Origin of the sequence: Thermosynechococcus sp. (genome assembly GCF_046299635.1) — a bacterium.
Taxonomy (GTDB): domain Bacteria; phylum Cyanobacteriota; class Cyanobacteriia; order Thermosynechococcales; family Thermosynechococcaceae; genus Thermosynechococcus.
The window spans coordinates 1-26,738 of record NZ_JBKBHV010000016.1 but is presented as its reverse complement, the minus strand read 5'-3'; the positions used below and the strand labels follow the sequence as shown (position 1 = coordinate 26,738).

Annotated in this window: 28 protein-coding genes, 1 tRNA gene and 1 pseudogene; 10 read left to right on the top strand and 20 right to left on the bottom strand. The window is 54.1% G+C overall.

Features of this window, described 5'->3' with window-relative positions; all coding sequences use genetic code 11:
• Window positions 1-9 precede the first annotated feature (9 nt).
• The 4 genes from ACK4IR_RS07945 to ACK4IR_RS07930 all read right to left on the bottom strand — a co-directional run bounded on the left by ACK4IR_RS07945 (window position 10) and on the right by ACK4IR_RS07930 (window position 4,912).
• The gene (locus tag ACK4IR_RS07945; RefSeq protein ID WP_409873841.1) at window positions 10-1,149 is read right to left on the bottom strand and encodes an AI-2E family transporter; all 1,140 of its coding nucleotides are present in this window, start codon (window positions 1,147-1,149) and stop codon (window positions 10-12) included.
• Between the two features lie 77 nt (window positions 1,150-1,226).
• The gene (locus ACK4IR_RS07940; RefSeq protein ID WP_409873840.1) at window positions 1,227-2,321 is read right to left on the bottom strand and encodes a metallophosphoesterase family protein; all 1,095 of its coding nucleotides are present in this window, start codon (window positions 2,319-2,321) and stop codon (window positions 1,227-1,229) included.
• A 9-nt stretch (window positions 2,322-2,330) separates the two neighbouring features.
• A complete protein-coding gene (gene purH / locus ACK4IR_RS07935) occupies window positions 2,331-3,887 on the bottom strand; it encodes a bifunctional phosphoribosylaminoimidazolecarboxamide formyltransferase/IMP cyclohydrolase (RefSeq protein ID WP_409873839.1) in 1,557 nt (518 codons plus the stop codon).
• Window positions 3,888-3,922: 35 nt separating this feature from the next.
• Entirely contained in the window at window positions 3,923-4,912 is a 990-nt protein-coding gene (locus ACK4IR_RS07930; protein ID WP_409873838.1) for a ribose-phosphate pyrophosphokinase, read from the bottom strand.
• Between the two features lie 121 nt (window positions 4,913-5,033).
• Between ACK4IR_RS07930 and ACK4IR_RS07925 the strand changes: the two genes are divergently transcribed.
• Window positions 5,034-5,930, top strand: coding sequence for a carbohydrate ABC transporter permease (locus tag ACK4IR_RS07925; protein WP_409873837.1), 897 nt, complete (start codon window positions 5,034-5,036; stop codon window positions 5,928-5,930).
• Here ACK4IR_RS07925 and ACK4IR_RS07920 read toward each other — a convergent pair.
• The 5 genes from ACK4IR_RS07920 to ACK4IR_RS07900 all read right to left on the bottom strand — a co-directional run bounded on the left by ACK4IR_RS07920 (window position 5,927) and on the right by ACK4IR_RS07900 (window position 9,892).
• Window positions 5,927-6,046, bottom strand: a complete 120-nt coding sequence (locus ACK4IR_RS07920) for a photosystem II reaction center protein J (RefSeq protein ID WP_099798822.1) — start codon at window positions 6,044-6,046, stop codon at window positions 5,927-5,929. The genes ACK4IR_RS07925 and ACK4IR_RS07920 overlap by 4 nt on opposite strands.
• A gap of 44 nt (window positions 6,047-6,090) precedes the next feature.
• On the bottom strand, window positions 6,091-6,204 hold the full coding sequence (locus ACK4IR_RS07915) for a photosystem II reaction center protein L (protein WP_149820459.1): 114 nt from the start codon (window positions 6,202-6,204) through the stop codon (window positions 6,091-6,093).
• Window positions 6,205-6,216: 12 nt separating this feature from the next.
• On the bottom strand, window positions 6,217-6,354 hold the full coding sequence (psbF, locus tag ACK4IR_RS07910; protein WP_099798824.1) for a cytochrome b559 subunit beta: 138 nt from the start codon (window positions 6,352-6,354) through the stop codon (window positions 6,217-6,219).
• A 7-nt stretch (window positions 6,355-6,361) separates the two neighbouring features.
• The gene (psbE, locus tag ACK4IR_RS07905; protein ID WP_011057381.1) at window positions 6,362-6,616 is read right to left on the bottom strand and encodes a cytochrome b559 subunit alpha; all 255 of its coding nucleotides are present in this window, start codon (window positions 6,614-6,616) and stop codon (window positions 6,362-6,364) included.
• A 150-nt stretch (window positions 6,617-6,766) separates the two neighbouring features.
• A complete protein-coding gene (locus ACK4IR_RS07900) occupies window positions 6,767-9,892 on the bottom strand; it encodes a CHASE2 domain-containing protein (RefSeq protein WP_409873836.1) in 3,126 nt (1,041 codons plus the stop codon).
• Window positions 9,893-10,085: 193 nt separating this feature from the next.
• Between ACK4IR_RS07900 and chlG the strand changes: the two genes are divergently transcribed.
• Window positions 10,086-11,081 carry a chlorophyll synthase ChlG gene (gene chlG, locus ACK4IR_RS07895; RefSeq protein WP_409873835.1) on the top strand — a complete coding sequence of 332 codons (996 nt, stop codon included), beginning with the start codon at window positions 10,086-10,088 and terminating at the stop codon, window positions 11,079-11,081.
• Between the two features lie 9 nt (window positions 11,082-11,090).
• Window positions 11,091-12,020 carry an RluA family pseudouridine synthase gene (locus ACK4IR_RS07890; protein ID WP_409873834.1) on the top strand — a complete coding sequence of 310 codons (930 nt, stop codon included), beginning with the start codon at window positions 11,091-11,093 and terminating at the stop codon, window positions 12,018-12,020.
• Here ACK4IR_RS07890 and ACK4IR_RS07885 read toward each other — a convergent pair.
• Together ACK4IR_RS07885 and ACK4IR_RS07880 are read right to left on the bottom strand one after the other, a co-directional pair.
• Window positions 12,017-12,691: an ATP-binding protein gene (locus ACK4IR_RS07885; protein WP_409873833.1), complete on the bottom strand. Its 675-nt coding sequence runs from the start codon at window positions 12,689-12,691 to the stop codon at window positions 12,017-12,019. The two genes, ACK4IR_RS07890 and ACK4IR_RS07885, sit on opposite strands and share 4 nt — an antisense overlap.
• Before the next feature lie 26 nt (window positions 12,692-12,717).
• Window positions 12,718-12,790, bottom strand: a tRNA-Ala gene (locus ACK4IR_RS07880).
• 160 nt (window positions 12,791-12,950) lie between these two features.
• On the opposite strand from ACK4IR_RS07880, the gene ACK4IR_RS07875 reads away from it, so the two are divergent.
• Complete coding sequence (locus ACK4IR_RS07875) at window positions 12,951-14,282, top strand: PrsW family glutamic-type intramembrane protease (protein WP_409873832.1); 1,332 nt, start codon at window positions 12,951-12,953, stop codon at window positions 14,280-14,282.
• Window positions 14,283-14,300: 18 nt separating this feature from the next.
• Here the strand turns inward: ACK4IR_RS07875 and hisH are convergent, their stop codons facing one another.
• Both hisH and ACK4IR_RS07865 read right to left on the bottom strand, forming a co-directional pair.
• Entirely contained in the window at window positions 14,301-14,939 is a 639-nt protein-coding gene (hisH, locus tag ACK4IR_RS07870) for an imidazole glycerol phosphate synthase subunit HisH (RefSeq protein WP_409873831.1), read from the bottom strand.
• A 122-nt stretch (window positions 14,940-15,061) separates the two neighbouring features.
• Window positions 15,062-15,340, bottom strand: coding sequence for a cation transporter (locus tag ACK4IR_RS07865; RefSeq protein ID WP_409873830.1), 279 nt, complete (start codon window positions 15,338-15,340; stop codon window positions 15,062-15,064).
• 215 nt (window positions 15,341-15,555) lie between these two features.
• Between ACK4IR_RS07865 and fumC the strand changes: the two genes are divergently transcribed.
• A complete protein-coding gene (gene fumC / locus ACK4IR_RS07860) occupies window positions 15,556-16,959 on the top strand; it encodes a class II fumarate hydratase (RefSeq protein WP_409873829.1) in 1,404 nt (467 codons plus the stop codon).
• On the opposite strand, the gene ACK4IR_RS07855 is transcribed toward fumC, so the two are convergent.
• The 4 genes from ACK4IR_RS07855 to psbB form a co-directional block, all read right to left on the bottom strand.
• Window positions 16,911-18,176, bottom strand: a complete 1,266-nt coding sequence (locus ACK4IR_RS07855) for a dihydroorotase (RefSeq protein WP_409873828.1) — start codon at window positions 18,174-18,176, stop codon at window positions 16,911-16,913. The genes fumC and ACK4IR_RS07855 overlap by 49 nt on opposite strands.
• Before the next feature lie 3 nt (window positions 18,177-18,179).
• Window positions 18,180-19,586 (bottom strand): histidine phosphatase family protein, encoded by a 1,407-nt coding sequence (locus ACK4IR_RS07850; protein WP_409873827.1) that lies wholly within the window; start codon window positions 19,584-19,586, stop codon window positions 18,180-18,182.
• Between the two features lie 147 nt (window positions 19,587-19,733).
• On the bottom strand, window positions 19,734-19,832 hold the full coding sequence (locus ACK4IR_RS07845; protein WP_011057371.1) for a photosystem II reaction center protein T: 99 nt from the start codon (window positions 19,830-19,832) through the stop codon (window positions 19,734-19,736).
• Between the two features lie 19 nt (window positions 19,833-19,851).
• A complete protein-coding gene (psbB, locus tag ACK4IR_RS07840; RefSeq protein WP_409873826.1) occupies window positions 19,852-21,384 on the bottom strand; it encodes a photosystem II chlorophyll-binding protein CP47 in 1,533 nt (510 codons plus the stop codon).
• A gap of 189 nt (window positions 21,385-21,573) precedes the next feature.
• Here psbB and ACK4IR_RS07835 point away from each other — a divergent pair, with 189 nt between their 5' ends.
• Window positions 21,574-21,900, top strand: coding sequence for a 2Fe-2S iron-sulfur cluster-binding protein (locus ACK4IR_RS07835; protein WP_409873825.1), 327 nt, complete (start codon window positions 21,574-21,576; stop codon window positions 21,898-21,900).
• A 24-nt stretch (window positions 21,901-21,924) separates the two neighbouring features.
• Here the strand turns inward: ACK4IR_RS07835 and ACK4IR_RS07830 are convergent, their stop codons facing one another.
• Genes ACK4IR_RS07830 through ACK4IR_RS07820 form a run of 3 tightly spaced genes read right to left on the bottom strand, consistent with a single transcriptional unit; the run spans window position 21,925 to window position 24,542 of the window.
• Entirely contained in the window at window positions 21,925-23,052 is a 1,128-nt protein-coding gene (locus tag ACK4IR_RS07830) for a DUF4350 domain-containing protein (RefSeq protein WP_409873824.1), read from the bottom strand.
• A complete protein-coding gene (locus ACK4IR_RS07825; protein WP_409873823.1) occupies window positions 23,049-23,672 on the bottom strand; it encodes a DUF4129 domain-containing protein in 624 nt (207 codons plus the stop codon). Before ACK4IR_RS07825 ends, ACK4IR_RS07830 begins: the two co-directional genes overlap by 4 nt.
• A 15-nt stretch (window positions 23,673-23,687) precedes the next feature.
• Complete coding sequence (locus ACK4IR_RS07820; RefSeq protein WP_409873822.1) at window positions 23,688-24,542, bottom strand: universal stress protein; 855 nt, start codon at window positions 24,540-24,542, stop codon at window positions 23,688-23,690.
• Between the two features lie 279 nt (window positions 24,543-24,821).
• Here ACK4IR_RS07820 and ACK4IR_RS07815 point away from each other — a divergent pair, with 279 nt between their 5' ends.
• The 4 genes and pseudogenes from ACK4IR_RS07815 to ACK4IR_RS07800 all read left to right on the top strand — a co-directional run.
• Window positions 24,822-25,343 carry a photosystem I assembly protein Ycf3 gene (locus ACK4IR_RS07815; RefSeq protein ID WP_149819824.1) on the top strand — a complete coding sequence of 174 codons (522 nt, stop codon included), beginning with the start codon at window positions 24,822-24,824 and terminating at the stop codon, window positions 25,341-25,343.
• A 10-nt stretch (window positions 25,344-25,353) separates the two neighbouring features.
• Entirely contained in the window at window positions 25,354-25,647 is a 294-nt protein-coding gene (gene gatC, locus ACK4IR_RS07810) for an Asp-tRNA(Asn)/Glu-tRNA(Gln) amidotransferase subunit GatC (protein ID WP_409873821.1), read from the top strand.
• Window positions 25,648-25,658: 11 nt separating this feature from the next.
• Window positions 25,659-26,129 (top strand): hypothetical protein, encoded by a 471-nt coding sequence (locus ACK4IR_RS07805; RefSeq protein ID WP_409873820.1) that lies wholly within the window; start codon window positions 25,659-25,661, stop codon window positions 26,127-26,129.
• Between the two features lie 192 nt (window positions 26,130-26,321).
• Window positions 26,322-26,738: pseudogene (locus ACK4IR_RS07800) on the top strand (hypothetical protein); the annotation flags it as partial.

Genomic DNA, 26,738 nt, shown 5'->3' with positions numbered 1-26,738 from the left:
CAGATCGGATTAAGCGTCTTCTGCATCATCCTCAGGAATTGAGTCGGATGCGGCAGGCGTTGCAGGAGCAGGTGGGGAGGCCGGGGGCAGCGGCAAGATTGGTGGACTTGACGCTTCAGGTGGCGGGCTGGGCTGCCAGCGGTCCAAAATGTCCTTGAGCACAATTTCTGTAAACCAAATTTGGCCGACAATCACAAGGGGAAGCGCCAACAGCAAGCCCAAAAAGCCAAAGAAAATCGCAAAAACAATTTGGGAAACGAGGGTCACCGCCGGCAGGAGGGCCACCTGTTTGGCCATGACGACGGGTACCAGTAGGTACTGCTCCAACTGTTGAATGACAATGTAGGCAATCAACACTGCCACCGCTCGCCAAGGGTCGTCAATAAAAGCAATGATCATCGGCGGAATGACACTGAGGGTCGGGCCGATGTTGGGAATTGCCTCTAAAAGCCCTGCCAAGAAGGCATTGGCCAAGACCAACCGCACTCCCAACAGGGCGAGCACAACGCCGCTGACCATGCCAATCACGAGCATATTGAGACCGGTTCCCGCCAGCCAGGCCAAGAGAGCCTGCTCACTTTCGGTGAGAATCATGTCAATGCGAGAGCGGTAAAACGCCGGAAACAGGCGAATAAATCCCCTGCGGTAGGGCTGGGGATCCAGAACCAGCATCACCGTGAGAACCAACACCAGCAGCGTATTCAGTAGAACTGCCAGGGTATTGGAAAAGAGCGCAAAGAAGTTATTGAGGATTTGCTCTAGGAACGGCTCCAGTTGGGTAATGAGACGATTGAGTAACGGTCTGTCCGCGAAGTCGGCAAAAGGGAGGCGGTAAGCAAACTCATTGAGCCATCCTTCCAGTTGCGCCAAGCCTTTGGGAATCAAGACCGCCAGTTGGCGCACTTCTTGTAAAAAAGGGGGGATGATCAGCCAAAAGAAGCCAATCACCACCAGAAAGGTCATGCTTAGACTGATGGCGATCGCCCGCCCTCGTTGCAGTCCCCAGCGCTGGAGTTGCAGTTGTAGCCAGTTGAGAGCCGTGGCCAAAACAACCGCCAAAAACACCAAAAGCAAGACTTGGCGAATTTCCCAGAGGATGTAGAGACACACCCCCAGCACCAGCAAGCCAATCCACTGACCAAACGTCACTACTTTGCATCCAATCCGTGCCTCAACCCCCTATTACAGCAGGTTTTAGGCTCCTACTATCCCAACTAAAGGCATTACTAAACGACAAAGACTGTATTGTTGTCCTGGAGCTGGGGATACTCCCCTGGCGGCCTGTGGTTGAACTGGGCAAAGTAGGCGGCCAAGGGTTCCGGTAGGGTCGGTAGCATGACTTGGGTATCTCCCTTAGCAATTTCCGGCCAGAGGGACGCTAGAGCTTGGGCAAGGGGCTTGGCCTCTGTTTCCGATAAATTAAAGGGCGGTAAAGTGAGAAAGCGCACCATAAATCCTGCACCGCGCTGAAGCATCCATTCTCGTGAGAGGTCACTTAAGGTGGGATAGGCCTGCAAAGATTCAATGCGGTAGGATTCCACCTCCACTTGCCAGCCCCCTTGGGGGTGTTCCTGCAAAATGAGCCGGCGGTAGGGGTGGGGATAGCTGACGAGGGAACCGGTCGTGAGGTCAAACACCCCCTGCTCATAGGCAATGTCTTGCACATGGAGGTGTCCGGTTAAGACCAAGGCCACCCCCGCCGATCGCAACAGGGTCAATAGCTCTGCCCGATTCTCCAAGAGGTAGCGCTGTCCTATCGGACTTTGGCTCTGCTGAGGCCAATGCTCAAGAACATTGTGGTGAACCATCACCAAGCGCAGGCCGGCAAAAGGTTCTGCCAACAGCGCCGCCAACCATGCCAGTTGTCCTTGATCGACGGCTCCCACCTGCTGACCGGTTGGGCTAAATTGGTTGGAATTCAGGGCAATCAGTTGCAGGTTGTCTGCCAGCAGGGTTTGATAGTAGTGACGGGTGCTGTTGCCGTAGCCCGCGTGGGCATACCACTGGGGAAAGTCAGCCCAACCAATACGCTTGTTATCACCCAAAGGTAAAGGCACATCGTGGTTCCCCGGAATCACATAGCAGGGAACAGGCAGGGTTTGCAGATAGCGACTGAGCCAGCAATGGTTGAGGACTTCACCATCCCGCGTCAGGTCACCGGGAATCAGGAGGGAATCAATGCCTAACGCTAGAAGATGGGCAACGGCGGCTTCAAAGGCAGGGACACTGACTTCGTAGAGAAAAATGGGGGGATAATCCGTCGGAATCGTCTCCGGCAGGGCGATGTGGGGATCACTGATAATGCCCAGTCGCACGACCATGGCTATTGCCTAGTGGCGGAAGTGGCGGCGGTTGGTAAAGACCATGGCTATTCCCGCTGCCTCGGCGGCTGCGATAGACTCCTTATCCCGCAGACTGCCCCCCGGTTGAATTATTGCCGCAATCCCGGCTTGGGCGGCAGCTTGCACCGAATCGGCAAAGGGGAAAAAGCCATCACTGGCCAGAACAGCCCCCCGTGCCGCTTCACCGGCTTGAGCTAGGGCAATTTTGACCGCACCGACGCGGTTTGTTTGACCTGCCCCAATCCCTTGGGTCTGGCGATCGCGACTGACGACGATGGCATTGGACTTGACGTGCTTCACCACTTTCCAGGCAAAAATTAGCTCTGCCATCATCTGCGGCGGGAGTTCGGTGGCCGTAACCACTTGCCACGCCTCTGGATCAAGGGGGAGGGAATGACTCTCTTGGACAAGAAAGCCGCCGGCAATGGTTTGAATGGCCGCGGGGGGAGCAGTCTGCAACTCAGGTAAGGTGAGAACCCGCATCTTGGGCTTGGTTTTCAGGATCGGCAGCGCCGCTTCCTCACAGGCAGGCGCCACGACACACTCTAAAAAAGTACGGGTTAGGGCTGCGGCAGTGGCCGCATCCAAGGGGCGATTGAGGGCAACAATACCGCCAAAGGCAGAGACAGGATCGGCGGCAAAGGCACGCTCGTAGGCCTCCACAAGGGTCTTGCCCTCCGCCACGCCACAGGGATTGGTGTGTTTGATGATTACGGCAGCAGGGGCACTCTCCCCTAGGAATTCACTGATCACTGCCCGTGCCGCTTCCAGATCCAGCAGGTTGTTGTAACTGAGTTCTTTGCCTTGGAGCAGGTCAGCAGCAGCCCAACCCTTGGGGTGTGCCCCGGTCGTGTACCAAGCCGCCTTCTGGTGGGGGTTTTCGCCATAGCGCAGGACTTGTTTTTGCTGCCCCATCAGGTGAAAGACGGGGGGGAGAATCTCTGGCTCAGTACCGGGGGACGTGATTTGTTGCAGGTATTCGGCGATCGCCTGATCATAGGTTGCCGTCAGAGCAAACGCCCGCTGGGCACAGGCGAGGCGAAAGGCGGGCTGGGGATCCCCATGCAGCCGCAGCTCCTGAAGATAGGTCTCATATTGGCCGGGATCCACCAAGACCGTCACATGGGCATGGTTTTTGGCAGCGGCCCGGATGAGCGTTGGCCCACCAATATCAATTTGCTCGATTGCTTCTGCAAGGGTGACGTTGGGCTGGGCAAGGGTTTCGGCAAAGGGATAAAGGTTGACAACCACCAGATCAATGGGAGCAATCCCTTGGGCTTGCAGATCGGCCTCGTCTTGGGGGCGATCGCGCCGCGCCAAAATGCCGCCGTGGATTTTCGGGTGCAGGGTCTTAACCCGCCCGCCTAGGATTTCTGGTGCCCCGGTATACTCAGAGACTGTTGTGACCGGAATTCCTGCTGTCCGCAAGGTCTCGGCCGTACCGCCGCTGCTTAGGAGCGTAAAGCCGAACTCCCGCACCAAGGCCGTTGCCAGCTCCACCAGTCCCTGCTTATTACTGGTGCTGAGTAAGGCAATTCGCCCCATTCTGCCGTCCCCCTCAGGAATCAAGAAATTCTATTTTAGCGGAACATACTACTTACAGAGCTATCTTCGTGAATCCGCCAAATTGTTTCACCAAGAATACTCGCTACCGAGAGTACCGTGAGTTGAGGGAAGCGTTGCGTCTCCGGTACAGGAATCGTGTTGGTAACAATCACCTCTTCAAAATCCCCTCCTTGGAGGCGCTCGATCGCCGGCGGTGAAAATACAGCGTGTGTCGCACAGGCATAGACTTCCTTAGCACCTTCCCGCCGCAGTAATCGTGCCCCTTCTAAAATCGTGCCTGCTGTATCAATCATGTCATCCACGAGCACTGCCGTTTTTCCCTTCACATCCCCCACCACATTCATCACTTCGGCCACATTGTGGGCTTGGCGTCGTTTATCAATAATGGCGAGGGGCGCATCATCCAGCTTATTGGCAAAGGCACGGGCACGGGCCACCCCACCCACATCGGGGGACACGACGACAATATCCTCAAGATTTTTGCCGCGCAGGTAGTCAAGGAGAACTGGTGAGGCATAGACATGATCCACAGGGATATCAAAGTAGCCCTGAATTTGCGCGGAGTGTAGATCCATTGCTAGCACCCGACTTGCCCCCGCTTGGGTAATCAGATTAGCCACCAACTTAGCAGTAATGGACTCACGGCCAGCGGTCTTGCGATCGGCACGGGCATAGCCATAGTAGGGAATCACCGCAGTCACTTGGCGAGCCGAAGCGCGACGGCAGGCATCCACCATGATCAGCAGTTCCATCAAGTGATCATTGACGGGTCGGCAGCAGGGCTGGATCAAGTAAACATCACAACCGCGAATGGATTCTTGAATCTGCACATACAGCTCCCCATCGGCAAATCGCTTGCGCACCATGGGGCCGAGATCAATACCGAGGTAACGGGCAATTTCCTGAGCAAGGGCAGTATTGGCAGAACCCGAAAACAGCTTTAGACGACTATGATCAGAGATATGAGAGGGGGTCGTCGTGGGCAATGGCGCAGTGTGAATCACAGCATCTCCCCAAGATGGCGTGTATTTTGATTCAATCTTATCATTTCCAATTTCGGCAGCCACTACCCTAGGATTGAATTTATAACAACAAAGACGAATTTTGAGGTCATCATCTTTGCCAATGGCGCGATCGCAATTCCTACGGTTAGGGGATGTTTTTTGGTCACCGATCGGGGTAGCTTGGTTCTTCCTTTTACCTGCACTTTTGTTTCTGACAATTTTTGTTTTTTTGCCGATTTTGTACCTTGTCTATCTGAGTTTTACGACGGGTAGTTTTAGTCAAGAAGGGGTGCGCTGGGTTGGCCTCCAGAACTATCAACAGTTGTTCCTCAGTCCAGACTTTTGGCAAGTCATCGGCAATACCCTCTATTTCACAGGGGCAACTGTTCTGCCGACAATTGTGCTGCCCCTCCTGTTGGCGGTGGGTCTGAATCAAGCGATTGTGGGGCGGGATCTGTTGCGTACAGCCTACTTTTTGCCGACAATGACCTCAATTGTTGCGGCCGGTTTAGGGTTTCGTTGGCTGTTTCAAACCAATGGCCCAGTGAACCAACTGGTGCAAAGTTTAGGGGGTGAACCCATTGCTTGGCTGAGTGACCCCACTTGGGCAATGCCGGTGCTGATTTTGCTCAGTAGCTGGAAGCAGTTGGGGTTTAACCTAGTTATCTTTTTGGCAGGATTGCAAACGATTCCCCGCGATCGCTACGAAGCGGCTCTTCTCGATGGTGCCAACGCCTGGCAACAGTTTCGCTACATTACCCTGCCGGGGCTGCGACCCACGTTAGTTCTCGTCTTTGTGACAACCACCATTTTTACCTTGCGCAGTTTTGAACAGGTCTATGTGGTAACCGGTGGCGGCCCCTTAGATACAACAAACCTGCTGGTATTTTATATTTACCAACAGGCCTTCGCATTATTTGACTTTGGTTATGCCGCTGCGGCAGCAACGATTCTTTTGGGCGTCACCCTTGGACTCATTTGGCTACAATTGCGTACGCGCCAAGACCCCAACCTCTAGAGGGAGGAGCCAAGACCAGCGTAGGCACCATAGAAGAACAGCCCAACAATGACAATTACCCCCATGCCGGCCACCGTTGCCACAACCCACAGGGGGATACGTCCGCCTTCAGACAACATGATCAATTCCTCCTAAGCAGATTCGGTTATAGAGCAGATCTTTAGTTAAAGAAGTAGCTTGAAAAGAGCAACGCAAGGACGAAGATCAGCAGCAACCCTAGATAGAGGGATGTGCGATTCAGTTCGACAGGCTGACGATTTGGATTCGGTTCCATGGCTGTACCTTCCTAACGTTGGATAAACTGCATTGCCGCGATCGCCCCGAGGAAGAAAATCGTGGGCACAGCAAGGGTATGAACGGCCAACCAGCGGACCGTAAAAATCGGGTAAGAAACGGGTTCTTGATTGGGTGTGTTACTGGTCATGGCAATCCTACTTCAACTGTTCTAAAAAGGTTTCGACTTGTTGTTTGGCTTCAAAGCGATCAGTCACCAGAGGAATTGACCGCTGTTCCTGAGCATAGTAGCTATCGGGGCGGGGTGTGCCAAACACATCATAGGCCAAGCCGGTGCTGACAAAGAGCCAGCCGGCAATAAACAACGCCGGAATGGTGATGCTGTGAATCACCCAATAACGGACACTGGTAATAATGTCGGAAAATGGTCGTTCTCCTGTCGTTCCAGCCACGTTGCGATGCCTCCAAAGTGTCTAATGTAAAAAAAAGGAAACGGTACTATCTATCATACAGCCTTTTTTCACAACGATTTAGCCGCGTAAATAAGAACTGCAAGTCCCCTCCACAGCGGTGAAATGCTGAGTCTCTACGATGTTACTTACTTAAAGTCCAGCTTTGGCCAAGTCAGTGAGCACCTCTTCAGCACTCTGGTAGCGATCGCGAAAATTGTACTTGATCATTTTATTGATAATGGCAACAAACTGTGGTGAAAGATGCCGTCCCGGCTGCCAGACAATGTCCCCCGTGTGGGGGTCAGAGGGCAAATCCATCGGAGCCAGTCCCGTCAGGCCTTCAACAATCACCATGCCCAAAGAGTAAATATCACTAGCAATTACAGGTCGTCCTGCCATTTGCTCGCTAGGGGCGTAGCCACGGGTTCCAATCGAGATGGTATATTTGCCGTGCTGAAGTAAGTCCTCCGGCTGGACATGGCGTACCGCCCCAAAGTCAATCAAAAACAGTTGTTGATCACTGTGGCGGCGCATGATATTGGCGGGCTTAATATCTCGATGCACCACGCCAAACTGATGCACGTACTGCAAAATCTCCAGAATACTCTTGAGAATGGCGAGGGCTTCGGCTTGGGAGAGGGTAATTTTCTTTTCAAACTCCTCTTTGAGCGATTCGCCATCCACATACTCTTGAGTGAGATAGAAATATCCCCCCTCCTCAAAGTAAGCTAGTAATCGAGGGATACGCTCGTGCCGACCCAATTGGGCTAACGTTTCTGCTTCCCGCTGAAAGAGACGACGGGCAATAGCCAAAAAACGTTCATCCTTACGGGAGGGAACCAACTGCTTGACGACGCAAATCGGATGATCCGGCAGGTGTAAATCGGCAGCCAAGAACGTGCGCCCAAATCCTCCTTCCCCCAGTTGACTCAGGACACGGTAACGTCCCCCAACAGTTTGTGGTAGAGGTTCACTGGGTTCTTCAGTAATGTCAGAAATGACGGTGGTTTTTGGTTGAGTGCTGCTCGGGGTTTGGGTCTCTGTGGTTGGAGGTGCCGGCGAGGGGACTGTCGTGGGGGGAATCACCTCTGGAAGCTGGATGGGATCCGCAGGTGCCGAAGTCAAGGGGGCAGGGTTGGATGGTTGTGTTTCCGGTAGGTCTCCCCTCGGAGCATCTGGAATCGACAATTGGGTTTCAGGCAAGTCGGCACTGGTTGCGAATTGAGTAGGTGGGGTTGAGGCAATGTCTGGTGGTATCTCAGCAATAGACGGTTGTGTTTCAGGAATGTCCCCCCTCGTCACAGGAGCTGAAATTAATTCTGCTGGACTTAAGGTCTGAGGGATGGACAGTTGTGTTTCAGGCAAGTCCACACTGGTTGCGAATTGGGTTGACGGTGTGGAGGTCAGTTCTGAGGTAGTCAGCGGCTCAGGAAGAGTGAGTTCTGTTTCAGTCAAATTGCTATGGGGGATACCAGGGGTCTCTGGCATCGTTGTTAAGGCTTCGGGAACTGTCAGTTGGGTTTCCGGTAAATCAGGAAGCGGTGTCGAGGGAATGACTGAGGAATCCGTTGATTCGCGCGTAGTTTTAGATTCACGAATGACAACTTGGGTTTCAGGGAGATCGACACCCCTCGGTTCAGGAGTCGTTAGGGGGCGTTCTGGCAATTCTGGGGCAGACGTGTCAGCTTCGTCAGGATGAACCACTAAAAAGGTTTCCCTCTCGGTGATAGGCTGTGGTGGCGTCTCGCGGATCTCTGTGGGCGGAATTTGATTCACGACGGAGGTGAGGAGGGTGGGTGCGGTGTGGAGTTTATCTCCAGCAGCAGGGGGTGGGGTGGGTTGGATGGGGGTAAAGGAAATTGCTGTTTCGGGTTGCAGCACCGTTGCGTTGGCATCCGTCTCTAAGCGCGAGACTTCCGTTGGCGAGGTTTCGGGGATTTCCAAAATGGGGGCTGATTCGGGTGTGGTTGATTGACTGACGCCTTCAGTAATTAACTCCAAGGGAGTGGCTGAGAGGGCACTGGGGACAGCTGTTGGCGTAGAGGGGGTAGAGGAGGATTCAGCAGGACTCAAGGCACGATAGCCCAGCATTAAAACTGCCGCACTGCCAAAGCCAACGAGAGGCGCCACCAGCGGAATCCAACTCCCCTGTAAGAAGAGCAGAAATGTGAGGCCACTGAGACCCAGTCCCCCAGCCACCAACAGCGGCGCAATTACCCAGCGGTGTCCCTTGGCGATAATCAGAGCACCGAGGGCAGACCAAGCGAGAATCCAAAGGGCGATCGCCTCCTGTGGCCATGTTCCTATGGGAGAACGGTTATCCAGAGCCGCTGCCAGCAAATCTTCAAGAATCGCTGCTTGAACCACAACACCGGGGGTAAGGCGGTTGGTTTTCCCTGGCAATGTAATTGGAATCAAAAACTTGTCGTTGCTACTGCTGCCGGTAAGACCAATGAGCACAGCGCGATCGCGCACCTTTGAGGGCAGCACTTGACCTGTCAGCACCTCGCTTAGGGTGACTGTTTCATAGGGCTGGGTGGGGTGGGCATAGTTGATCAAGATTTGAAACCCGGCAGCATCTAGATTGTTGTAGCCCCCCCAGTGACTGGTTAAGGCCTGAAAGCGGGCTGTTCCCAATTCAAGGCGGTTCTGAGCTACGGCTTGGGGATTCATCCCCAGAAAAACACGCGCTAAGGCAAGGGCAAAGGACTGAGGGGTAGAGCAGCGATCGCGAGCTTCGGGCTGGCTGGCAAGAATGGCACGGCGCACCACCCCATCATCATCAATCGGAATGTCAGCAAACCCCACCTGCTCATTCGGCAGTCCAGCGGGAGGCGCGATTCCGGAATCCGCTTCGCTCCCTACTTTGCAGACAATGACAGTGTTCGGCTGGGTCAGCATCACCCGCCCCAAGGAGGGGAGCACGTCGGTCGGCGGTTTGAAGCGGTCGGGAACAGGAAAATCGCGAAAAATATCAATGCCAATGACCTTAGGCTGGTGCTCCTGCAATTCATTGACGGCTTGAATGAGCACTTCGTCGGGAATCGGGTACTGCTTGAGGGTTTGAATGTCAGCTTCAGTAATCCCGACAATTAAAAGTCGCTGCGAGGTGGCCGGTGTCGATCGCCAGCGCAGCCATTGGTCATAGGCTCTCAATTCCAAAGGTTCCAATAGGCCAACCGGCCGCAGTGTTAGGACGCCCACCGTGGCAATTGCCGTCGCAATGATCGCCGGTAAAGCGCGTTTAAGATGCTCAGGGATGGATACACGGGTCATGGCATCAGTTGGGGCTGTTCCGCTAGCGCTGAAAGATTTTGAAAGCGATCTTGCTTCTATCCTGACCTACGGTGCGGGCGATCGGCAAATTCAGGACGATAACTCTTAACATCGTCCCCACTCCAGAGACCCTAGGTGGCGGAAGGGGAAACGACTATAATCAGTGAGGTGATGGCTAAGCACAACAAGCGCTATGACGGAAACGCCCGATTCAACGACGACTTCAACCTCGACGGAAAGCACCACAGCGGCAGCACGGCAACTGCTGGGGATGAAAGGTGCCAAAAGCGGTGAGACCAATATCTGGAAAATTCGCTTGCAATTGATGAAGCCGATTACGTGGATTCCCCTCATGTGGGGAGTCATCTGTGGTGCCGCTTCGTCGGGGCAATTTACATGGAGTCTGGAGGATGTTCTCAAGGCAGCCACCTGTATGCTGCTGTCGGGGCCTTTGATGGCCGGCTATACGCAAACCCTCAACGATTACTACGATCGCGAGATTGATGCGATCAATGAACCCTACCGCCCGATTCCTTCGGGGGCGATTTCCCTTAATCAAGTGCGGGTGCAGATTGTCTTCCTCGTTCTTACGGGCTTGGGTCTAGCTGTTTTACTGGATCTATGGGCTGACCATCCCACGTTCCCCGTGACCAAAATTGCCTTGCTGGGGGGCTTTTTGGCCTATATTTACTCTGCACCACCGCTGAAGCTGAAAAAGAACGGTTGGCTCGGTAATTATGCTCTGGGGGCAAGCTACATTGCGTTGCCATGGTGGGCCGGTCACGCGCTGTTTGGGGAATTGACGCCGACAATTGTGATCTTAACGTTGATCTACAGTCTGGCCGGCTTGGGCATTGCCATTGTCAACGACTTCAAAAGTGTTGAGGGCGATCGCCAACTAGGCTTGGCATCCTTACCTGTCATGTTTGGCGTCACCACCGCTGCATGGATCTGTGTCTTGATGATTGACATTTTCCAGTTGGGAATTGCAGGTTACTTGATGGTGATTCATGCCAATCTTTACGCCGTGCTGCTGATTTTGCTGATTATTCCCCAAATCGTGTTTCAGGATATGTACTTCCTGCGGGATCCTCTGAAAAACGATGTGAAGTATCAAGCCAGCGCTCAGCCCTTTCTGGTGTTAGGGATGTTGGTGGTGGGTTTAGCCCTTGGGCATACGCTGGTGTAGTTGGGGGGCATGACGACAGCGCTGACCTTTCGAGTAGAAAAGGGGGGTGATCGCCTCGATACCTTCCTTGCCCAACAGCATCCTGAACTGTCGCGATCGCGCTGGCAGCAATTGATCCAACAGGGGCATGTGCGCCTCAACGGCCAAGTGTGCGATCGCAAAAATCAGCCCCTCAGTGGCGGTGAACTCCTCGAAGTGGTGCTGCCTGAGCCGGAGCCACCGACGTTAACCCCTGAACCCCTGCCCCTGCGCATTCTCTACGAGGATGATGAACTGCTGATTCTCGATAAACCGGTGAATTTAGTGGTGCATCCTGCGCCGGGTCATAGCCACGGAACACTGGTTCACGGTTTATTGGCCCACTGTCCGCATTTGACGGGGATTGGCGGTGTGCAGCGGCCGGGAATCGTGCATCGCTTAGACAAAGACACCTCCGGCGTTATGGTTGTCGCCAAAACGGAGTTTGCCCTATCCCATCTGCAACAACAATTGAAAGCGCGGCAAATGCAGCGCCACTACCTTGGGGTGGTTTATGGCCAGCCTTCCCAAGACAGGGGGACTGTGAGCACGCCGATCGGGCGTCATCCGGTGGATCGCAAGAAGATGGCAGTGGTGCCTCCTGAAAAAGGTCGCCTCGCTATTACCCACTGGTACGTGAAGGAGCGCTTTCGCCACTGTGCCCTTGTGGAGTTTCACCTTGAAACCGGCCGCACCCATCAAATCCGCGTTCACGCTGCCCATCTCGGTTGGCCGCTGTTGGGAGATCCCCTCTATGGCCGAGGCACACCGCTAAAAGTGAAGCTTCCCGGCCAAGCCCTCCATGCCTATCGCCTCCGGTTGCAGCATCCACGGACGGGTGAGGAGGTTGTGGCGATCGCCCCCCTACCAGAGCATCTAGAAAAGCTCCTGCGCATCTTGCGCCAGCAAGCTCTCCCCTAGGGTTGGGGCAGATCAAACATCAATAGTTTGGCCAGCAAGCCCACGGTGGCGATTAAGAGCGCCACCAGAAATCCCCAGAGGCGCGCATCTGTTCCTGCTTGGCGTTTGGCAATGTCCTGCAACGTCACCTCAATGGTGGAGATGCGCTGTCCCAATTGCGCTTCCGCGTTCTTAATTTGCTGCTCTAACTTGGCTTCAATGGCACTAATCCGCTGTTCCAGAGTCTTGATTTGCTGCTCTAGCTTCGACTCAACGGCGCTAATCTGCTGTTCTAACCTAGACTCCACAGCCTTGATTTGCTGCTCTAGTTTTGATTCAACGGCACTAATCCGCTGCTCTAACCTGGACTCAACGGTCTTGATTTGCTGCTCTAACTTTGATTCAACGGTACTAATCCGCTGTTCTAGTCTTGATTCTACAGCATTGATCCGTTGCTCTAGTTTGGCTTCAACAGCATTAATCCGCTGCTCTAGTTTGGCTTCAACGGCATTAATCTGCTGCTCTAGCTTCCCTTCGACGGTATCTATTTTCTCTTCAAGGCGTTGAAAGCGCTCATTTGTGGTGGCAATGTGGATGTCTAGCTTTTTATCAATTTGCTGGATAGCATGCTGAATGCCTTGGATGGACTCCAAGACTTGACTCAATTCAGACTGGGTTGCGGACTCACTCATTGCTTAGAAGCAGGGTTCTTTATTAATGGAGCTAAGCGGACTCGAACCGCTGACCCCTTCAATGCCATTGAAGTGCTCTACCAACTGAGCTATAGCCCCGAATCAGCAGATTCTTATTTTCGTGGAAAGTGCTGCCTTTTGTCAACTCTGTCTCTTAAAGCGAAGATAGGGACACTTGGGGCTTCTGCTCGCCCTCCTGATGAAGGGAAGTATCAAGCGACCAGTGTATAGTGAGTGTGAGTGCTGAGCAGGTAGGACTTTGGGATTCTCACCGTCCCCCTTGCAGTTGATGCGGGTAGGAATGAATCGCGATCGCTCCCCCCTTAATCCAACGCTAAAGTATGCGGGTGTGCTGCGGCAAGTCTCCCCTGAAATGGGGCAGTTTTGGCTCTCCCAAGAGGATGTGACGATTATCGGCCGTGACCCCGCTACCTGTCATATTGTCCTTGACGCTCACATCTATACTTCTGTTTCCCGCCACCATGCCCAACTTACCTGTCAAAAGCGGGGTAGCATTCCCGTGTGGGCGATCGCCGACCTCGGAAGTGTCAACGGTACCTATGTCAATCAACGGCGAGTAAAGACACCCACCTTGCTCAATGCCGGCGATCGCATTCAATTGGGACGCCAAGGGCCTGAATTTGTTCTAGAATACCTCCCCCTCACCGAAGTGGCGAGCACCCAGCCCGATCAACCCCTCACCCTCACCCAACTCCTACCGATTTTCGCAATCAATCCCGATTGGATGCGCAAAGCCTATTTGGTACCGGGAATTATCACGGTTGTTGCCGTCATCCTACTCTTTACCACTGCCGGTTCCCCCGCTGCCTTCAAAGTCATCTTGGCGCTCTACTTAGGCAGTGCCGCCTATTACTTCATCTATCAGCTCTGCGGCAAACGCAAACCTGTATGGGTTCTCCTGGGCACGTTGACGCTGGAAATTCTAATTCTCCAAAGCCCGATATTACCGGCAATGATCTATCTGTTTCGCACCGTTTTACCCGGCCAACTGCATCCACCCCATCCATCATTTTGGGTGTTATTCGGCCGCAACTTCATTGGTGCCGGACTCATGGAAGAGCTACTCAAGGCTTTACCGATGGTCGTGGCCTACGGCTTAGGGCGATCGCTCCCTAGTCCGTGGAAACAAAAGGTGGGGGTCTGGGAACCCCTCGATGGCATTCTCTTAGGAGCCGCTGCCGGCCTCGGTTTTACGTGGACGGAAACCCTTGGGCAGTATGTCCCCGGTATTGCCGGTCAATTTGGTTCTTTAGCCGGGCTGCAAGTGCTGATTCCACGGGTATTGGGATCGCTGACGGGGCACATGGCCTACACCGGCTATTTGGGCTATTGTGTGGGACTGAGTGTGTTGCGTCCCCGTTGGGCACCCTTAATCTTAACGGTTGGCCTTGGGTTGGCGGCCTTTCTCCATGCCCTTTGGAATACGGCTGCGGCCCGTTTTGGACCGATGGGGTTGGCAGGGGTGGGAATTTTGGCCTATGTGTTTCTTACTGCCGCGATTTTGAAAGCGCGTCAACTCTCTCCTACGCGATCGCAAAACTTTGCCACCCGCTTCTATGGTTATCGGTAGGGAAGGGGGGTGCCCATCCTAAGGGGATGGCCGCCGGACGAAATTCACAAAGTTACGCAGCACTTGCAGACCAACCTTGCCGGACTTTTCGGGGTGAAATTGACAGGCAAAGACATTCTTACAAGCGATCGCCCCTGTGACGGTTTGCCGACCATGGCACACAGTGGCGGCCACTAGCTCTGGATCATCGGAGACAACAAAGTAGGAGTGGACAAAATACACCCAAGGGGTGGGTGGTAAATCTTGCCAGAGGGGACAGTCAGATTGCGTTAGGGTGAGTTGATTCCAGCCCATGTGGGGAATCGTGAGGCCGGGTTCGGCGTGAAAGCGCTTGACTGTGCCGGCAAAGAGACCAAGACCGGGTTCTTTTCCTTCTTCACTTGATTCAAAGAGTACTTGAAGGCCAAGGCAAATCCCTAGGAAAGGCATCCCCTGCTGAATCACTTGGTGAATGACGGGCACCAGTCCTCGCCGGTGGAGATGGGTCATGGCCGGGTCAAAGGCACCGACCCCGGGAAGAACCACGGCATCAGCGGTAACAATGTCATCGGGGCGATCGCTCACCAGGGGCTTTGCCCCCACCACCTCAAGGGCTTTACTAACGGAATGCAGGTTGCCCATATCGTAGTCAATGATGGCGATCGCCGGTGCGCTCACAGGAGACTTCCCCAAAAGTAACCCTACTTATTCTACAGGGCTGCTCCTCACGACTTGCTTGGCATCCCGCACAATGCGAATCCCTCCCCAGAGCACAAGGCCGGCGATGCCAAATCCCACAATCAAGTCAGGATAAGGGGACTGAAAGAGGACAACCAACCCCCGGCGATCATCACACTGACATCGGCAATCACGTCATTTTGGGTAAAAATCCAACTCGCGTGCAGAGGGACTTCCCCTGGCCGATGTTTGGCAATCAGATAAAGGCAGTAGCCATTGACCACCAGTTCAAGGAGCGCGATCGCCATCATCCAATCGGCCGCTGGCGTCCTATCTGCTATAAAGCGACGGATCACATCCGCCAAAATTAAAACTGCTAGGGTCATCTGAAAAAAAAACACTCAGCCCTGCTGCGCGCGTTTTGTCTTGTGGCGATCGCCCTACAGCATGAAGGGTTTTGCGCTCCGCCCCATTTTTTGCTTCAATATGGCAACCCCAGTCGGACGTTTAATGTCATTTAATGTCCCCAAATACTTCTAGGATATTATTCGGAACATCGCAGCATACAGCGCCCCACGCCTTAGTTCGACTGGTTTTTTAGTTTGATTGATTTTGAATGACGACGCAAACTCGCCTAGAATACGATTCCCTTGGCGCCGTTGAGGTACCGGCAGACTGCTATTGGGGGGCACAAACGGCACGTTCCCTAAAATATTTTTCCATTGGTGGCCTGCGGATGCCCCTTGAGGTGATCCATGCCATGGCACGGCTGAAGAAAGCAGCTGCGATCGCCAACTGGGATCTGGGGGTTTTGGCTCCCGATAAGGCAGCCTGGATTATTCAAGCTGCCACCGAGGTCATTGAGGGACGTTGGGATGATCAGTTTCCCCTCTCCATCTGGCAGACGGGCAGCGGTACCCAAACCAACATGAACGTCAACGAGGTGATTGCCAACCGTGCCATTGAACTGGCAGGAGGAGTCAAGGGGAGCAAAACGCCGATTCACCCCAATGATCATGTGAACTGTAGCCAGTCCTCCAATGACACGTTCCCCTCGGCGATGCATATTGCCACGGTGATTCAGCTTCAGGAGCGACTGCTGCCGATGCTGCGGCATCTACGGGCAGTATTGGAGGAAAAAGTGACAGCCTTTGCGGACATTATTAAAATCGGGCGCACCCACCTTATGGATGCAGTACCTCTCACCCTGGGCCAGGAATTCTCAGGTTACGCCAGTCAAATTGCCGCCTGTCAAGCCCATATTGAGTACGTATTAGAGCATCTCTATCCTCTTGCCATCGGTGGTACCGCCGTCGGGACGGGTCTGAATGCGCCGCCGGGCTTTGGCGATCGCGTGGCTGCGGAGGTGGCGCAAATGACGGGGTATCCCTTCCGCAGGGCAGAAAATCCCTTTGCCGCCTTGGCCGCCCATGATCCCTTGGTGATGCTCAGCGGTGCCCTGAAAACCTTGGCGGCGGCCATGATGAAAATGGCCAACGATATTCGCTGGTTGGCCTCAGGCCCCCGTTGCGGCATCGGCGAGCTGATTCTGCCGGCCAACGAACCGGGGTCATCCATCATGCCGGGCAAGGTGAACCCCACCCAATGTGAAGCCCTGACCATGGTGTGTGTGCAGGTGATGGGCAACGATGCGGCAGTGGGCATTGCCGGTAGTCAAGGGAACTTTGAACTGAATGTTTTTAAGCCCTTGATCATTCACAATGTGCTGCACTCCATTGAGCTTCTGAGCGATGCGGGGCGAACCTTTACCCAGTTTTGTCTGGTGGGCATTGAACCCAATCGCAAGCAAATTCAGGCTTACCTAGAGCAATCCCTCATGTTGGTGACGGCCTTGAATTCCCATATCGGCTACGACAAGGCAGCGGCAGTCGCCCAAAAGGCCTACCGCGAAGGTAAGACCCTTAAGGAAGCGGCGGTGGAATTGGGGTACCTTACGGCCGAGGAGTTTGATCAGTGGGTGCGACCAGAGTGGATGCTGGGGGAAAAGGGCACCAGTTGACCCCGTAGAGATTGCTGCCAAAAGGGGGTATTGCCGGCGCGCGATCGCAGGCTTTGGTGGGTCACCGTCCAAGTGACCGTCGGATCAAATAGAACGAAGTTGCGACTGTTGAGCTCTAGGCGGGGTGGCTCAATGCCCAAAATCCGCGCCGGCGCCGTACTGAGGGCATGCCAAAGCTCAAGGGCACTCAGGTATTCCTTGGCAACCAGTTCCTGCCAGAGGGCAGGGAGGGCCAATTCAAGGCCAATGGCGCCGGGGAGGGCCTCGGCAAAGGAAACCATTTTTTCTTCGTAAAGCAGGGGCGTATGGTCAATGGCGATCGCCTCAATGACCCCACGTTTGATGCCTGCGATGAGTGCTTGGCGATCCTCGGCCGTTCCCAGAGGCGGCTCAAGGCGCAAATTGGGATCGTAATCGGTTAAATCCTCCACTGTAAAAAGTAAGTGCAGCCATGCCACACTGGCACTGACGTGAGGGGGCTTCTCGTTAGTGAGAATCTCCACACTGCGAGCGGTTGATAATCGCATGAGGTGAATCGGGGTTGAGACCGTGCGGGCCAATTCCAAAATCGCCAAGAGGGGAATGGTTTCACAGCAGACCGGTTGCTCCACCAGCCCTAAACGCGTGGCGACTCCACTTTGCCGCGCTACCCCATTCGCCGCCAAGGCCGGATCAAAAGGCCACAGCGCCACCGGCTTGCCGAAGGGCTGGAGATAGGTCAGCGCCCGCTGTAGCAAAGGCCAATGGGTCAATCCCCGGTTCTCACAGAAGCCGACTACGCCAGCGGCGGCCAGTTCCCCCAAATCGGTGAGCGCCAGCCCCTTGCCCCCCTGCGTCAGGGCGCCCCATACCCGTACCTTTGTCCAAGCGGTGGCCGGCACCTGTTGCCGTAGCGCTTGCCAGACTGCCGGATTATCCATCACCGGTTCGGTGGTCGGCAATAGGGTTAAATGCTGCACCCCCCCGGCAGCAGCGGCGGCCAAAAGGCTGTCGAGGGTTTCTCGCGCCTCATACCCCGGCTGACCACTGTGGCTGTAGAGATCCACCAAGGGCGGTGCCAAAACCCAATCGGTGGCTGGGATGATTTCCGCGTCAGGGGGCACGGCCGCGGGGGCGATCGCCACCAGTTGATCATCCTCCAGCAGCACATCCACGTGTTGATCTTGGCGGTTGACGGGATCCAGCAGCCGCACCTGTTGCAACAGTCGCCACACCATGGCCTACAAGGCTCCTGCTGCCGTTCGATCCAATATGCCCCCTAAATGGGTGGTGATATTCACGGCCTGTAATCGCGGCAGACCTCCCTTGAGGGGATAGTCAATCACCGTGACACTGCCATTCCCCTGCTTAAAGAGCCAGAAGTTTTCAATGCCCAAGCCGACGATGTGGCAGAGCAACACCTTATTGGTGGCATCGTGAGCCACAACCAAGACATGGTGGGGGGTGGGTGCATTGGTGGTCCAGCGTTTCAGCCACCGTTCCCACGCCTGAACCACGCGATCGCGCACCTGTGGTAGGTTTTCGCCATTGGGCATTTGCACGACGGCAGGGGTTGTCCGCCAGCGTTGCAGTTCCCCCGGATAGGCCGCCTCCACCTCCGCTTCAAACTTGCCCTCCCAATCGCCGTGGCTAATCTCCACAAGGGCAGGCTCCAACGCCAGTTCAACGCCGGGGTGATACTGCAAAATCGCCAAAGCGGTCTCCTTGGGACGCAACAGAGGACTACTCAAGGCATGGTGGAGGGGCACCTCCTTAAGGAATTCGGCCACCGCCGCCGCTTGGGCACGGCCATTCTCATTGAGGGGGACATCAATCTGCCCTTGGAAGCGTCCCTCGCGGTTCCAGTCGGTTTCACCGTGGCGCACCAGAAAGATACGTAGGGCTTGCTCCTTGAAGCGAGGCTGCGGAAAGGGATCATTGAGATGACTTGTAAGATTGAGGGCTTGCAGTTGGGCCGGTTGCCGCAGGCCATTGCCGAAATTTAAGACACTGATGCCGCCATTGGCCTGTTGCAGTCGCAGATAGCCCTTGACCCCCAAGCCGAGAGCGGTGCAAATCAGGGCACGATTCATGCCACTGTGACCCACAATAACAATCGTTTCATTGTCGTGGGCTGCCAGCAGTGCTTCCAAGACCATGGCGGCGCGATCGTAGAGATCCAATAACGGGAAAAACTCCTTGGTTTGGCCATTCTCTGTCGTAATGCTCATCATCAAGGTCTCTGGCGCTTCCTGCCAACGGCGATAGTCCTCTGGGAACCGTGCCTTTACTTCGGCAAAGGGTAGATCTTCCCAAGCCGGCAGGGCAATCTCTTTAAGTAAATCAAGGGAATGGGGTGGCTGGAGTTCAGGGTTTTGGAGCTGAGCATAGATACCCTCTGCAGTTTCCTGTGCCCGTTTCAGGGGACTGGTGTAAATCTTGCGGATGGGAATGCCCCGCAGGGCAAGACCCACTTGGGCTGCCATCCAATGACCGCGCTCCGTGAGGGAAGAGGCATCACTGTGACCTTGCACCCGCTCTTGAACATTAAACGTGCTTTCACCGTGGCGGACAATAATGACTCGCGTACTCAGAGCTTTCTCCTTAGCGATTGACAGACAACAAGCTTGGCCGTCCCACCATGCCATAAAGACTGTACCAGAAACCGTGGCTTCGAGAGCGAAAGATTCAGGAATCGGCAGGTAGCATCCCTCTGAACATCAAATAAAAATCAAAAAAACCGACCGCAGGAGCGATCGGTGAGTATTAAAGACCGATTTGTGATGGGTTAGAGGCTACTTCTTAGTGATCCGAGGAGGCTCACGGAAGAAGATGGCAAAGAAGAACAGCGCAATAATGCAAGCAAAGATGAAAACGTAGGTGATGGTTTCCATAGTAGGCCCCTAGGAATGACTAGACAGCTTCTTTGCGACGAGTGGTGACATCGCCCACCTTTTGGTAGTAGCCCCATTCCACTTGCTCCGGCGACAGTTCGGGATCAATCCCAGAGAAGACATCGCGAAACAGGGTACGGGCACCATGCCAAATGTGGCCAAAGAAGAAGAGCAAGGCAAACACCGCATGGGCAAAGGTAAACCAGCCACGGGGACTGGTGCGGAAGATGCCGTCGGAGTTGAGGGTTTCTTTATCGAATTCAAAGATCTCACCGAAGATGGCTTTACGGGCATAGCTCTTGACGGTGGGCGGATCGGTGAAGGTTTGGCCATTCAATTCACCACCGTAGAAGCTGACGGTAACCCCCTGTTGCTCAAAGCTATACTTCGACTCCGCACGACGGAAAGGAATATCGGCCTTGACGACACCATTTTTGTCGGTGAGAACCACAGGGAAGCTCTCAAAAAAGGCAGGCATCCGACGGACAAAGAGTTCTTCACCCTCCTTGTTGCGGAAGACGGCATGGCCTTTCCAAGCTTGGGCAATTCCATCCCCTTTGTTCATCGGGCCGGTACGGAACAAACCACCTTTAGCGGGGTTATTGCCAATGTAATCGTAGAAGGCCAGTTTTTCTGGAATCGCCGACCAAGCCTCTTCAAGGGTGGCACCACTGGCAAGAGAGGCCTGCACGCGGCGGTTAATTTCCTGTTGGAAGTAGCCACTGTCCCACTGATAGCGAGTTGGCCCAAAGAGTTCAATGGGCGTGGTGGCACTGCCATACCACATCGTGCCGGCAACAACAAAGGCGGCAAAGAAGACGGCAGCAATGCTGCTGGAGAGTACGGTTTCAATGTTCCCCATGCGCAGCGCTTTGTAAAGGCGTTGGGGCGGACGCACCAAGAGGTGAAATAGGCCGGCAATAATACCGACAATGCCTGCGGCGATATGGTGAGCCACCACACCACCGGGGTTATAGGGGTTAAAGCCATCGGGTCCCCATTCGGGTGCCACAGGCTGAACACTGCCCGTCAAGCCATAGGGGTCAGAGACCCACATCCCAGGGCCAAAGAGACCCGTCAGGTGAAAAGCACCAAAGCCAAAGCAAAGCAAACCGGCAAGGAATAGGTGAATGCCAAACATTTTCGGCAAGTCGAGTGCCGGCTCACCGGTGCGAGGATCGCGGAAGAGTTCGAGATCCCAATAGACCCAGTGCCAGCAGGCCGCCAAGAACAACAGACCCGAGAGCACAATGTGGGCAAGGGCAACCCCTTCAAAGCTCCAAAAGCCGGGGTCAATTCCCGTTTCGCCTGTAATACTCCAACCGCTCCAAGACCCTGTGACCCCCAACCGTGCCATGAAGGGCAACACAAACATTCCCTGCCGCCACATTGGGTTGAGAACTGGATCACTGGGATCAAAAATAGCTAGCTCATAAAGAGCCATCGACCCTGCCCAACCGGCGACCAATGCCGTGTGCATCAGGTGGGCCGCAATCAACCGCCCTGGATCATTGATCAGGACAGTGTGGACTCGGTACCAGGGTAGTCCCATTGACTACGCTCCTCCTATACAAAAATTTAGCGTTTGCATGAACAAATTTTATTAAGCAGCCGGATCACGGTAACAACCGCTTCCCTACTAAGAGTTTAACGGCCAATTTACCCGTAACTTCAGCTACGGTTGGGCAGTTTTTCTGCCAAAATGAGAATGTATTAAGAATGGTAACTAGCGTAGGTTCCTATGGCAAGCAAAGCTGAATTTGTGGCCACAAATATTAAGTTTGTTAACGAAAACAAAGAAATTATTGCTGCCAACGGCGCGAATCTGCGCTTAAAAGCAATGGAAGCGGGGGTTGACCTTTATACCCTCAAGGGCAAGCTCTTTAATTGTGGGGGCTATGGCCAGTGTGGCACGTGTATTGTTGAGATTGTCGAGGGCATGGAACACCTTTCGCCCTGCACGCCAGTGGAAGAGCGCAAGCTCCGCCGTAAGCCAGAAAATTATCGCTTGGCGTGCCAAGCCCTTGTCTATGGGCCAGTGTGCGTGAAGACAAAGCCGAAGGGCTAGACTGTGAATTCTTACTTAGGGCAATCAGGTAGCTGTTTTCAGAGCCTGTAGGACATTAGCGGCCTGCTCTAGCCATTTGAGTAGCTGAGCATCATCAATGCTGTGGGGAATACTGAGGAGGTCTTGCAGGGAGTCAGGCGATCGCCCCGTTGCCGTCTGCCACGCTTGAATGAGTTCTACATCCTTAGGAAGATGGTGACGATTGGCAGCAAGGCCGAGTGGACTGGCTAAATCATAGCGGAGGCGATCTTGCAGCTGTTCTAGGACAAACTGCCGCTGCTGCGCCCGCTGAAGAACGCTTGCGAGGGCTGCAATGTAGACGGCACTGTCACTTGAGACGGGTTCTTTTTCTAAAAAGAGTGAACCAAAACGTTGGTTTTGTTGCCATAGCAGGAAGAGGAACAAGAGGACGAACTGTAACCCTACAGCCAACCAAGGGGTACGACTGAAGTAATCGAAGAGGGTCTGAGGTACGATACCACTTGCTAGGTCCTCTGGGGTGCGTTGGCGGTAGCCGTGGAGCCATTCATCAAAGTAAATCGTTGCCCCCGGTTCGGCCACCTCCTGCAAGAGCTGAGCCACAATGGCAAAGTTGGCAAAACCCGTTTCGCCGCTATAGGCATTGGCCACCAACCAAGGATAGACCCCAAGGACATGCTGTTCATGGCTATGCGGACTCTTTGCCTGCCTGAGATAGACAATCAAGCCGTGATCATCCTTGAGGAGGGAGCGATCGCCCTGCGGAAAAGGGACGCGACGGCGCGTTTCAATCAACACATTACCTTGGGGCGTTGAGAGCCGTGCCTCAAAGGGAGCTGCTGTGGGTTCACCGTGCCAGTAGAAGCGCACCAGTGTATTGTCCTGAGCCAGCCACTCCACAAGAGGCGGTGGCCAACCGATGGGACGACCACTGATTTGAATAAAGATGTGTCCTTGGCCCTTGAGGTTGCTATAGTTCCGCTGCCAGCGCTCCACCCGAAACCCCTGCTGCTCTAGGTAGGTATAGAATTTCTGCGTGCCCCAAGGGGAGGAATCAAAGGAGGAGCCAGCGCGGCTACTCGGTGCCACCGCCAGAATCAGGAGGCCGACCACCAACAACACAAGGACAGCGAAGCCGAGGAAAAACCACTGCCGACGGTTGATTGCGATCATTGCCGGGTCTCTTGCAGGAAGGGTTCCACTTCAAAATAGGCAGCTTGACAGGTGGCTAGGGTTTGGGCATCCACCGCCTCGGCACCATAGTAACTGCGACTGTGAACTTGAAAGAGGTGCTGGATACTCCGCCGTACGGCTGGCGATCGCTCTCCCAGTTGAAAGAGTCGCTCCAATTCCCGCAGGTAGTCGCCATTAGTCCAATGGGCTTGTATTCGTAGCCAGCCCGCCTCCTGCAACCGATAGAGCAAGGCCATATAAAGGGCACGGCAGGCTCCTCGGTAATCCCCCGCCAATTGTAGGTTTTGGGCGAGTTCCAGCCACTCCCGCACGGGTTTGGGACGCTCCTCAAGGGTAGAAACGAGTGTTGCTGAGGGGGAAAGCGATCGCTCTTGCCACCATCGCCACAGGCTGCGTCCTAGGAAATACAGGGCGAATCCAAGGCCAACGAGCAAGACCCCTTGAAAGACCCAGCGTAGCCATGCCTCTAAGGAGGGGGAGTCTTCCCAAAACGGCTCCATTTGCCGGCGAAAGAGTTGCAAAAAGGTGTACTCAAGGGCTTCACTCAATTGTCGCCACTGGCGATCGCCCTGCCAGCGCAAATTATCGAGAAAGGTCACCGCCGCCAGATCTGACTACGCCTCCGATTGTCGCACAAAGAGCACAGGACACTCGGCATAGACCCGCACATAGTCAGAAAGGGAAGTGCCCAAGAGGCGATCTAAGTCGGGCAAACTGCGGGCGATCGACGGACGTCGATCCGGAGAGCCAAGAACAAGGAGATCGGCATTGGTATCGGCAGCAATGCGGCAAATTTCCTCACCGGGTTTGCCGGTGGTCAGGACACACTGGTATTCCACACCCCGCTGTTTGGCCACCGTTGCAGCTTGTGCCAGAATTGGATCTTTTTCGGCAGCAGTGCTGGGGGTATCGGCATGTCCTTTGAGGTCTGGATTCACATGGGCAAGAATGAGTTTGCCGCCTTTGACCCCCTCGATGAGGCGCACCGCTAAATCCAAAGAGGCTTTGGCTGCGGCAGAATTATTGAGCGCCACCATAATGCGGTTGATTTTCTTCACAAAGAGGTCATCGCGCACCAGCAACATGGGTCGAGAAGACAGTTGAAAGACGTACTGGCTGACGGAGTTCTCCAGAATAGATTGCAGGCGCTTGAGTCCTCGTGATCCCATGATGATCAGGTCAGAATTGATTTCATCGGCTACCTGCAACACCGTATCTTTGGGATCCCCCTCCCGAAGCATGGTGTTGACGCTAATGACAGGATCAAGGTGCAGGCGGGCAACGGCTTCCGCTAGGAGTTTGGCACCCGCTTGACGTTGTTCGGCCATCTCCTCGGCAGTAATTTTTGGTGGAATCACGTGCAAAACGGTGACGGCAGCCCGTTGAATCGCTGGCAACTCCATCAGCGACTTGAGCATTTGTTCGGATTGTCCAGTTCCAGAGTCTGCCAATAGAATATTCTCAATCATAAATTTTAAACTCCCAACATCTGGTGAGCATCACGGCACGGATGGCCACTACAGCCCTTTTCACAAGGGATGGCACACGCTGAAAACAGTCAAAACTGCTGTAGCACAGGAGCATCTCCTTTTTGTGTACCCCATATTCTAGAAAAAGGCTGTATGACGATCTTAGGTCTGGGTTAGGGGCTTGTTGGCGGAACGCTACAAATCTTAGGCATTGGCGAGAAGTGCGATCGCTGGTGGTGCTTTTGATACACTAAGCTAGAGACCGTTCAAGGAAGCTCTATGCCGCGATCGCAACGGAACGACAATTTTATTGACAAAACCTTTACGGTCATGGCCGACCTGATTCTCAAAGTCTTGCCCACCAGTTCGCAGTCAAAAACCGCCTTTGCTTATTATCGTGATGGCATGTCTGCCCAAGCAGATGGGGAATACGCTGAGGCCTTGGAAAACTACCAAGCAGCCCTAGAACTGGAAGAAGACCCCAACGATCGCAGCTACATTCTCTATAACATTGGCCTGATCCACGCCAGCAATGGCGATCATGAGAAGGCGCTGGAATATTATCACCAAGCCCTTGAACTCAATCCCCGCATGCCCCAAGCCCTTAATAATATCGCGGTGATCTACCACTACTTGGGGACACAGGCGGAGGAGCAGCAGCGCTCAGAGGAGGCTGAACAACTCTTTGATCGCGCCGCAGACTACTGGAAACGGGCAATTCAGCTGGCGCCCAATAACTATATCGAGGCGCAAAACTGGCTGAAGACCACAGGTCGCTCCAGTATGGATGTTTACTTCTAAGGGATCGCCCATGGCAACAAAAGTCATTACCCCAGAGGATGTGCGCAAGGTGGCTCACTTGGCTCGTCTAGCTGTTGATGAAAGCGAGATTGAAGCGCTGACACAGCAACTCGATAGCATCCTTGATTATGTGAACCAATTGAGTGAACTGGATGTCACGGATATTCTGCCGACGACCCGTGCGATTGAAGTCAGTAATGTGACCCGTCCCGATGTGTTGGAACCGTGGCCGAATCGGGAGGACTTGCTGGCGATCGCTCCAGATCGCGAGGATGATTTTTTCCGTGTGCCCAAAATCATGTAAGGCGTCAGGCTGTGCGGCGGCGTCAATCCCACCATTTACAACTGGACTTATTTCCCTTCCTCTCAATCTTGGCCTGTACCATTGGCACGCTGATCCTGCTTGTTGTAGTGATTAGTGCCAGTAGCCTTGGGCGAGAACGCACCAATGTGCAAATTTTGGCACGGGAAAATGCCCAAAATGAGGGGCGCACCCCCCGCTATCTAGAGTGTCGTCGCGAGGGAGCCATCCTCCATCCTCAACAGGTGCTGGTGCCCAAAGCAGACCTCGACAAGCCCACCTCCACGCTGGCCATTTTATTGGCCAACCTCCGTCGTCAGAGCGATCGCGAGTACATTATTATTGCGGTGCGCCCCGATGGCTTTGAGTGCTTTGAGGAGGTGCGCTATCAAGCAGAACGCGCTGGGGTGGCACTGGGCTACGAACCCTTCAATGCTGAGTGGGAGTTGTGTGTGCCTGCGCCGGGGCGGAGCAATTGTCCCTAGAGCCATAGCTCGTCGTCCCAAAAGTACTGGCCGAGCTTAGATTGAGCAATCTCAGTGGGAAAAGCGCTCAGGTTCACATACCTAGAAAATTTGCGATCGCTCCCCGCGAATATCCAAGTTGGGAAGTACCTTTGCCTTCAGAAATAGCTTATGCTCAGGGTAAATTCTTAAGGGGTTTCTTAAGATAAAATAATGCTCCCAGTTGCGATCGCTGCCCTACTCTTTGGCTTTGCCACCAACATGGATAACTTTAGCGTGGCTGTTAGCTATGGTCTGCGCCGCTATCGCATGAGTTGGCTGGGTAATGCCCTGATTGCCGCGCTTTCAGGTGGTAGTACCTTTTTGGCCATCGCACTAGGAGTGTGGATACAGCAGTATGTGCCTTTGATTTGGGCGCAACGCCTTGGCAGTGGTTTGCTCATGGTGATGGGGGCATCAGCACTGGTAGAGGTTCTGTTGAGCCTGAGAAATGTATCGAAAAAATCAACAGTAGGGACGTTACCAGTTCTGCACTATTCCTACGAGTTTACGCCCTACCTGAAAAGTGCCGCAGTGCTGGTGAAGCGGCAGACGACCAGCGGGAGGAATTACTCAATTTCAGCTTGTTGC

Coding starts and splice junctions, on each gene's coding strand:
- ACK4IR_RS07940 (WP_409873840.1), bottom strand. CDS start 2,321: ATGGTCGTGCGACTGGGCATTATCAGTGATCCCCACATCGCCCTGCCG.
- purH (WP_409873839.1), bottom strand. CDS start 3,887: ATGGGGCGAATTGCCTTACTCAGCACCAGTAATAAGCAGGGACTGGTG.
- ACK4IR_RS07925 (WP_409873837.1), top strand. CDS start 5,034: ATGGCGCGATCGCAATTCCTACGGTTAGGGGATGTTTTTTGGTCACCG.
- ACK4IR_RS07915 (WP_149820459.1), bottom strand. CDS start 6,204: ATGGAACCGAATCCAAATCGTCAGCCTGTCGAACTGAATCGCACATCC.
- psbF (WP_099798824.1), bottom strand. CDS start 6,354: ATGACCAGTAACACACCCAATCAAGAACCCGTTTCTTACCCGATTTTT.
- ACK4IR_RS07900 (WP_409873836.1), bottom strand. CDS start 9,892: ATGACCCGTGTATCCATCCCTGAGCATCTTAAACGCGCTTTACCGGCG.
- chlG (WP_409873835.1), top strand. CDS start 10,086: ATGACGGAAACGCCCGATTCAACGACGACTTCAACCTCGACGGAAAGC.
- ACK4IR_RS07890 (WP_409873834.1), top strand. CDS start 11,091: ATGACGACAGCGCTGACCTTTCGAGTAGAAAAGGGGGGTGATCGCCTC.
- ACK4IR_RS07885 (WP_409873833.1), bottom strand. CDS start 12,691: ATGAGTGAGTCCGCAACCCAGTCTGAATTGAGTCAAGTCTTGGAGTCC.
- fumC (WP_409873829.1), top strand. CDS start 15,556: ATGACGACGCAAACTCGCCTAGAATACGATTCCCTTGGCGCCGTTGAG.
- ACK4IR_RS07855 (WP_409873828.1), bottom strand. CDS start 18,176: ATGGTGTGGCGACTGTTGCAACAGGTGCGGCTGCTGGATCCCGTCAAC.
- ACK4IR_RS07850 (WP_409873827.1), bottom strand. CDS start 19,586: ATGGCATGGTGGGACGGCCAAGCTTGTTGTCTGTCAATCGCTAAGGAG.
- ACK4IR_RS07845 (WP_011057371.1), bottom strand. CDS start 19,832: ATGGAAACCATCACCTACGTTTTCATCTTTGCTTGCATTATTGCGCTG.
- psbB (WP_409873826.1), bottom strand. CDS start 21,384: ATGGGACTACCCTGGTACCGAGTCCACACTGTCCTGATCAATGATCCA.
- ACK4IR_RS07835 (WP_409873825.1), top strand. CDS start 21,574: ATGGCAAGCAAAGCTGAATTTGTGGCCACAAATATTAAGTTTGTTAAC.
- ACK4IR_RS07830 (WP_409873824.1), bottom strand. CDS start 23,052: ATGATCGCAATCAACCGTCGGCAGTGGTTTTTCCTCGGCTTCGCTGTC.
- ACK4IR_RS07820 (WP_409873822.1), bottom strand. CDS start 24,542: ATGATTGAGAATATTCTATTGGCAGACTCTGGAACTGGACAATCCGAA.
- ACK4IR_RS07815 (WP_149819824.1), top strand. CDS start 24,822: ATGCCGCGATCGCAACGGAACGACAATTTTATTGACAAAACCTTTACG.
- gatC (WP_409873821.1), top strand. CDS start 25,354: ATGGCAACAAAAGTCATTACCCCAGAGGATGTGCGCAAGGTGGCTCAC.